The sequence below is a fragment of the Eikenella sp. HMSC061C02 genome, from assembly GCF_001809035.1.
Taxonomy (GTDB): Bacteria; Pseudomonadota; Gammaproteobacteria; order Burkholderiales; family Neisseriaceae; genus Eikenella; species Eikenella corrodens.
The window spans coordinates 26,469-33,567 of sequence record NZ_KV795547.1 but is presented as its reverse complement, the minus strand read 5'-3'; the positions used below and the strand labels follow the sequence as shown (position 1 = coordinate 33,567).

General features: G+C 52.5%; 3 protein-coding genes. All 3 read right to left on the bottom strand.

Translation table 11 applies throughout. The annotated features are described in order from the left end of the window. Positions 1-32: 32 nt before the first annotated feature. Positions 33-1,157 carry an ABC transporter ATP-binding protein gene (locus tag HMPREF2541_RS05895; protein ID WP_003823499.1) on the bottom strand — a complete coding sequence of 375 codons (1,125 nt, stop codon included), beginning with the start codon at positions 1,155-1,157 and terminating at the stop codon, positions 33-35. A gap of 584 nt (positions 1,158-1,741) precedes the next feature. Continuing rightward, on the bottom strand, positions 1,742-2,272 hold the full coding sequence (locus HMPREF2541_RS05890; RefSeq protein WP_064105203.1) for an OmpA family protein: 531 nt from the start codon (positions 2,270-2,272) through the stop codon (positions 1,742-1,744). A gap of 77 nt (positions 2,273-2,349) precedes the next feature. Further along, positions 2,350-6,837, bottom strand: coding sequence for an autotransporter outer membrane beta-barrel domain-containing protein (locus HMPREF2541_RS05885; RefSeq protein ID WP_070542246.1), 4,488 nt, complete (start codon positions 6,835-6,837; stop codon positions 2,350-2,352). Between the last annotated feature and the right edge of the window lie 262 nt (positions 6,838-7,099).

The following is a 7,099-nucleotide window of genomic DNA, read 5'->3' as shown; positions in this document are numbered from 1 at the left end:
AACTGCGTTGAAGCTTCGCTTTCAGGTAGCCTTTAGCGGGTGAGCGGCACGGGCTGGTTGGCCGGCCAGCTCAGATACACGGTTTCGTCCCAAGTGGGCGGCTCCAGGTTGGCCAAATACCAATAAGACGACAGCACCTGGCTTTTCACCATGCGCCCGCTGGGCAGCTGCACATGATAAATAGCGAAGCTGCCCAAATAGGCGATTTCCTTCACCGTGCCGATGGTCCAGTTGTGTTCGCCCACATTGGCCGGCTTTTCCTTGTGCATATTGATGTCTTCCGGGCGGATGCTGACCCACATGGTCTGCTCTTCCGGTCCGGCCACGCTGTGGTCGATGAGGATATTCTGCGCCAGCTCGGGGCAGTCGATTTCGGCATGGTCGGCCTCGTCCACCACCAAATGGCCTTCAAAAATATTGGTTTCGCCAATGAATTCGGCGGTGAAGCGGCTGTTGGGGAAGTCGTACACCTCGCGCGGCGTGCCCACCTGTTGCAACTGGCCTTCCGACATGATGGCGATGCGCGTGGCCATGGTCATGGCTTCTTCTTGGTCGTGCGTTACCATGATGCAGGTTACACCCACCTTCTCCAGCGTATCCACCAATTCCAGCTGGGTTTGCTGGCGCAGGTTTTTATCCAGCGCGCCCAAAGGCTCGTCCAGCAGCAAAAGTTTGGGCTGTTTGGCCAGCGCGCGGGCTAGCGCGATGCGTTGCTGTTGCCCGCCGGAAAGCTGGTGCGGCTTACGTTTGGCGTATTTGCTCATCTGCACCAGGCGCAACATTTCCTCCACCCGTTCGGCAATCTGGTCTTTGGGCATTTTGTCCTGTTTCAGGCCGAAGGCGATGTTCTGCTCCACCGTCATGTGCGGAAACAGCGCATAGCTTTGGAACATCATGTTAATCGGCCTGTCGTAGGGCGGCAGGCGGGTGATGTCTTGCCCGTCCAAAATAATCTTGCCCTGATCCGGCGTTTCCATACCCGCCAGCATACGCAACAGCGTGGATTTGCCCGAGCCGGAACTGCCCAACAGGGCGAAGATTTCGTGTCGGTCGATATCCAAATCGATGTGATCCACCGCATAATTCTCGCCGTAGGTTTTCACCACGTCTTTGATTTGCAGATAGGGCTTTTGGGGAGGAATATATTTTTCAGACATGGGCACAGGGCTCCGCAGCAGTTGCAAACCGGCTTCCGCACGGGAAGCCGCAGGCAGCAGTTTGTGTATGCTTGTTCAAAATAGTAACGAGGCAAAAATGGTGGCATTGAAGCGGCGAGGCGATTCGCCCCCGTATCGTTTTTTATTTCAAGCGATAAATCACAGACTGCAAAGCGTAATTGTAGGATAGAGCACCGGCAGGGGCAATGAAAAAAACCGAATGCGCCCGCTTTTAGCCGATTCGGCAGGGAAAGTGTTGCCGACAGAAGGCATGCCGATGCAGTATAGTGAATTTAACTTAAACCAGTACAGCGTTGCCTCGCCTTGCCGTACTATTTGTACTGTCTGCGGCTCGGCCGCCTTGTCCTGATTTTTGTTAATCCACTATAAAAGGCTACCTGAAAGCTGCCCGGCTAAGTCAACAAGCCATCATTCCATTTTTCAGGTAGCCCTAATTCATGCCCAAGATTTCAAACGATTCAATACCCTGGTTTAACCATAGAAAAGGCTACCTGAAATTTCAGCTTGGCGGTAATTCCGCTCTGCTGTGTTTCAGGCAGCCTCCATTCCAACCGGCTGAACTACTATTGCGCTGCTGTGCCGGAAATATCCACGGTAACGCGGCGATCGGGCTGCAGGCAGGCTTTCAGAGCCGCAGTAGCACGGGTGCCGGTACAAGCCGTGGTAACCGGCTGGCTTTCGCCGGCGCTGGCTACGCTGATGGGGGCTTGCACGCCTTTGTCCTGCAGATAGTTTTTCACTGTTTGAGCACGCCGCAGGCCGAGATTGTAGTTGTATTGCTCGCTGCCGAGGCGGTCGGTGTGGCCGGTGAGGGCAATGCTGTCGATATGAGCTTGACGGCTAACGAGGTTTTCGGCTAAGCGGTCGAGGGTGGCTTTGCCTTCGGGCAACATATCGGCGGCATCCGATTGGTTGAAGCGGAACAGGGCATCAGCCGAGAGGTTGATGCGCTCAACTTGCGGCGCTGCCACAACGGGTTGCGCAACAGGCGCTTCTTCGGCACACCAGCGGTGGTGCACGTCGCGGGCGGCGGCTTGGCTGCTCAAACCGGCGGCCAAGGCGGTGAGGAGGAGGGTTTTTGTAATCTGATTCATTGTATTCAATCCTTGTTGGGGCTACCTGAAAACTGTTCGTTCAAACTTTTTCAGGTAGCCTTTGCTGCATCAAACGCTTACTTCCAAGTGTATTTGAAACCTACGCTACCACGATAACCATGGCGGCTGGTGCTGCCGAAGTTGTGCTGATAGCGGGCATCGCCATACACATAGGCGTTGTTGGATACGGGCAGCTGAGCGCCGAGGCCAACTTCGCCCCAAGTGGCGTTGCGTTTCTCGCGCACATTGTCTTCACCGATATCTACGCCATGCGGCTTGATAAAGTCGTGCCATACGTTGGCCACGGCGTAGAAGGTGTTGGTACGCAGATTGCGGCTGGGGCCGTTGTAAGCCAAGCGGGCACCGAGGCGGCCGCGCAAGCTGTGCTGCTTGTCTTGGCTAACTTGGCGGATACCGTCGTTGAAATCTTTGAGACCAACGTATTGATATACCAATTGTGCCTGCGGCTCAATCAGCCAGCCACCTTGGTTATCGGCATGGCTGCCTAAGGCAAACGGACGGCCAACTTCGGCAGAAAGGGCAGCACCCCAGCCGTTTTGTTTCACGCTGGCGCTGTCGCGATCTTGGTATTTATTACGCAACCAGCTCAGCTGGCCTACCAAGTCGAAGTAGCTGCCGTTGGCGGCATAGTAGGTGTTGCTCAAGCCGAGGCTAACTGCATCGGTGGTGCCTTTACCGCTGTAGTGGTCAGGGCTGATGCTGCCGTTTACAGCACGATAGCGGTCGAAGAAATCGGTACTGGCTCGGGTGTAGGCCAGGTAGCCGCCGGTGAGGCGGTGGCCGCCTTTATCGTTGCGGTGAACAGCGAAGTCGTGGCCAATCTGGAAGCCGCCCATTTTGGTTTCAAAATTGAAGCGTTCTTTGCCATCGCTATCGAGGCGGCTGCCCAGGAGGCGGGTCCAAGTTTGGCCTTTGGCTTGTTCGCCGCAACGGGCGCAATCATCCCAAGCCAGGGTTTGGTTCTCGCCACGGCGCTCGTGCAGGGTACCGATGGTGTGGTGGCCAATTTCTTGGTTCACTTGCGGCATCAATACATAGCCGGCTACGGCAGGGGCGTAAATGTAGGTCGACGGGCCGGCGTTGGGGTCGGCAAACAGCGTCCAGGCATACACGTTTTTACCGCCAGCAGTGCTCTTCAATACAAGCTGAGCTTGGCCGGCATTGGTGGTATTAGCCGTACCGGTGAAGATGGCATTGCTGTCAGGCTGGCCTTCTTGCTGGTTAGGGGCATTGGCACTCGGGGTTTCTACAGTAACCACGTCAGACGAGAATTGCTGGGCGTTGGTTTTGCTGATGTTACCGATGATACCGTTCGGCGTGCTAACCACAGTAGTGCCGCTAGCGGTGCCTTTAATGATCAGGTGGTCAGAATCTTTGTCGGCATCGCTGTTCCACAGGGTGTTCACCACCAATTTACCGTTATTGCCGGTGTAATCGCCGTTTACGGTGATGGTTTTGTAGTTGCCCACAGCAGCGGTAGTCGGTGTAGCAAAGGCTACGGTGCCGGCATTATCCAGGCTGGTTACGGTGGAATTGCCGGTATTGTTCCAAGTGGTACCGTTAGCCAGCTCCACGGAAGAAGTACCTGCCGCCAGCGACATAACACCATTCAGCACCGCGCCATTAGTGGCAACGAGTGAGTTGGTGCCAGCAACTGAATTGAATACGTTGGTGGTGCCGGTTACCGTACCACCATTAACGTTGATGGTGTTGTTGCCAGCATTAGCTCGCAAAGCATCACCATTGGCTTTCACCGTTGCGTTGTTCAGGTTGGCTGTACCGTTATTCAGCGTTTGTACGGCAACGCTGTTGGCACCCTTCAGATCAAGGTTACCTGAATAGTCTACTGTACCGCTGTTTTGTGCGGTGTATCCGGTTACGCCAGCTGCGTTGGTAGTGGTGTTCAGCTCAGAAACCAGTTTGGTGGTGTTATCACTGGCGCTACCTGCAATCAGTTGATTCTCCAAACCATAGCTTTTGCCATCTGCCTTACCGATGGTGGCACCAGTGGCGCTGTCAGCAACGGTTGCCGTGCCCTTCAGATTGCCAGTCGCACCGCCGGACACCAGCGCAACAGTTGCGCCGTTTCCAGTGAGGTTGAACGTACCATTATTTACTACTGTGATGGTGGATGCTTTGTTGGCATTGGCATCTTTGCCGTTGCTGGCCAAGATGACGGCATTTTTACCGGAAGCGGTTACGTTCAAACCTGCCGCATTAATGGTGCCGCCTGCTTCCGCACGGAATAGAGTGGAGTTTTCAGTAGTGATATCGGTGTTATTAGCCAAAGCCGCTACATTGGCTGTGGCTGAACCACCGTGAATGTAGTAAGCGATTTGGTTTTTTGCATTGTTGGAATTGTCGAACACGGTTGTCATGTTCGAATTCACGTCCATCGCTGAGTTGCCGCGCGCATGGGCACCGATTACGTTATCGCCTTTCAGCGTCAGCGTACCATCCACCACCACATCAGCCTTACCTGTGCCTCGTCCTTCAGCATAGATGCCGTAGTTACGGGTAGCAGTGTTGGCGCTGGTTTCTTCCACAATAATTTTGCTGCTGGCAGTATTGGTAATCTTGGCCGTATGACCAGCTTCGGCCACAATATTCTCACCCACAGCATTGGTGCCGCTCACATTAATTGTGCCGGCATTAGTGATTTGTGCAGCCCCGGAATTTTGTGCTTGAACACCGATATTCTGCTTCGGCTGACCGCCTGCTACCGTGGCATTACCCAGTACATTAATGACACTGTTCGCACCCAAATTAACCGTAGTCGAGGCATTGCCATTACTTGCCCTAACAGCGGTTGCACCTTGGGTTTCCTTACCAATGGTAATAGTGCCATCGTGATTTACGGTAGCATTGTTGCCTCTCACCAAGATACCAACCTGATCGGAGGTGTTGCCGATTAAGGTAGTGGGCGCGTTCTTGCTATATTGTGCGGTACGACCGATGAAAATTTCGCTGCCGGCTTCGCCCGTAAACGTACCATTATCTTCCACACGTACGCCATGTACAGGATTATTCGGCGTGTGATTCACCGCAACGTTAATAACACCGCCGGCCTGGTTTACAGCTGTGGCATTATTGTTTACCCGAATACCGTAGTTATTGAAATTTAGGTTGGGATAAGTGAAGCCGGCAACGTTGATGATACCGTCGTTTTTGAAAACGCCATTATTAGTAGCATTAACTGTTGTCCCTTCAACATAAACATCGTTTTTATTGGCCTGACCGGCTTTACTGGTATCAAAATTATCAGAAGCGTAATAGCCGCCAGAAATCACACCGTGGTTTTCACCGACACTACCCACACCGCGCACAACCAAGCTGCTGAAGACGCCTGACAAATTAGCGCCTTCTTCGATAACGGCCTTACCGCCTTCTTCAGCCAACATACCGCCACCGGTATTTTGCCCGGTACGATGGTCGATTTGACCACCATTCTTCAATGTAGCAGTTGAGCCGCTGCCGGTAGCAGCCAAAACCCAAATTTCTTTGGTCGGCAGCAACGAATCTGGAGTGGGCGTAATGGGGTTAGGTTGTTCAAACTTATAATTTTGAGTTTTGGCAGCCTCATTGAACCAACGGTCATACGCTGCCTGTTGGGTTTCGCCAGGTTTGGCAAAACCTGGCGTGCCGATAGCCGGTTTCAAAACATTGTTGTTGTAATTGATCAGATCTTGTACTGTGTCGAGCCGATGGGAGCTGCCATCCATAAAGGTAACGGTTTTCGGCTGGAACAAAGTCTGGGTAATAGATAATTTATCGGATGCAACCACATTTTGCTCAAACCGGATGCGGTTTTTAGACGTCCATTCCGCCGAAGCGCCGTTTTCAGCCTGCACCATGCGCGTATCTTTTGCAGGCATTGGCGTGGCCGTACGGTTGGTAGCAACTGAATTATCCACCATAGCTGCATTGGGATCGCCCAAAGAGGCAATGATTTTGCTGCCGCTGCCGGTGGCGGTGCCGATGCGCATATCCACATAAACATCATTCCCTGTCGCCACGATGCTATCGATGTCCAACGCAGATATAAAGCCAATATTATTGTATACGTTAACGGTTTGATTGCTGCCGCTGATTGGGTCGGTAACAGTACGAGTTTCGCCTTTTTGGTTGGGGTTCACACGCTGCAAATCACCCAACTGCTGAAGAATCGTTGGATCGGTAAATAAATCACGCAGCTTACCGGCTCGGAACGAGCTGCCTGCCGATGTGATTTTGTTAATATCTGAAGTGGTTACAGTAACGGTATCACCATTATTAGCCAAAGCCTGACCAACCTTGCGGTCATTAACGGTTGCGCTGAATGTGCCCATATCACAGCTGCCACCGCTGGCTACAGTGCTGCCATTGCCACAAGTAGAAGCCGCTGCGGGCAAAGCAGATACGCCAAGACCAATCACCGCGGCAGAAGCCAGCAGCTTGGTGGCAGAGCTACTGGAAGACTTCTTCCGGCTAGCACGCTCCAATTCTGAGCACACCACCCAGGTGCCGCGCTCTTCAGAGTACACGATATTATAAATTTTATTCATTAAATTAACTCCTTAAGTGCAAATACGCTGACGCATTTGAACATGGTTTCAAATGCCCGCATACCGTTCCGCAAAATAAAAACGGCGGATTCTAGCATATGCAAGCAAGAGAACTAACGAAAACTTATCACCAACAACAGCAATTGATGGATAAAAGATACAAAACAGTAATACAACACATCTCATTGAAATAATTGCTCTAAATAGATACTGTTTCTCTGTTATCAGTGTGCAATAACTGGTTTCAGGTAGCCTTCCCTAC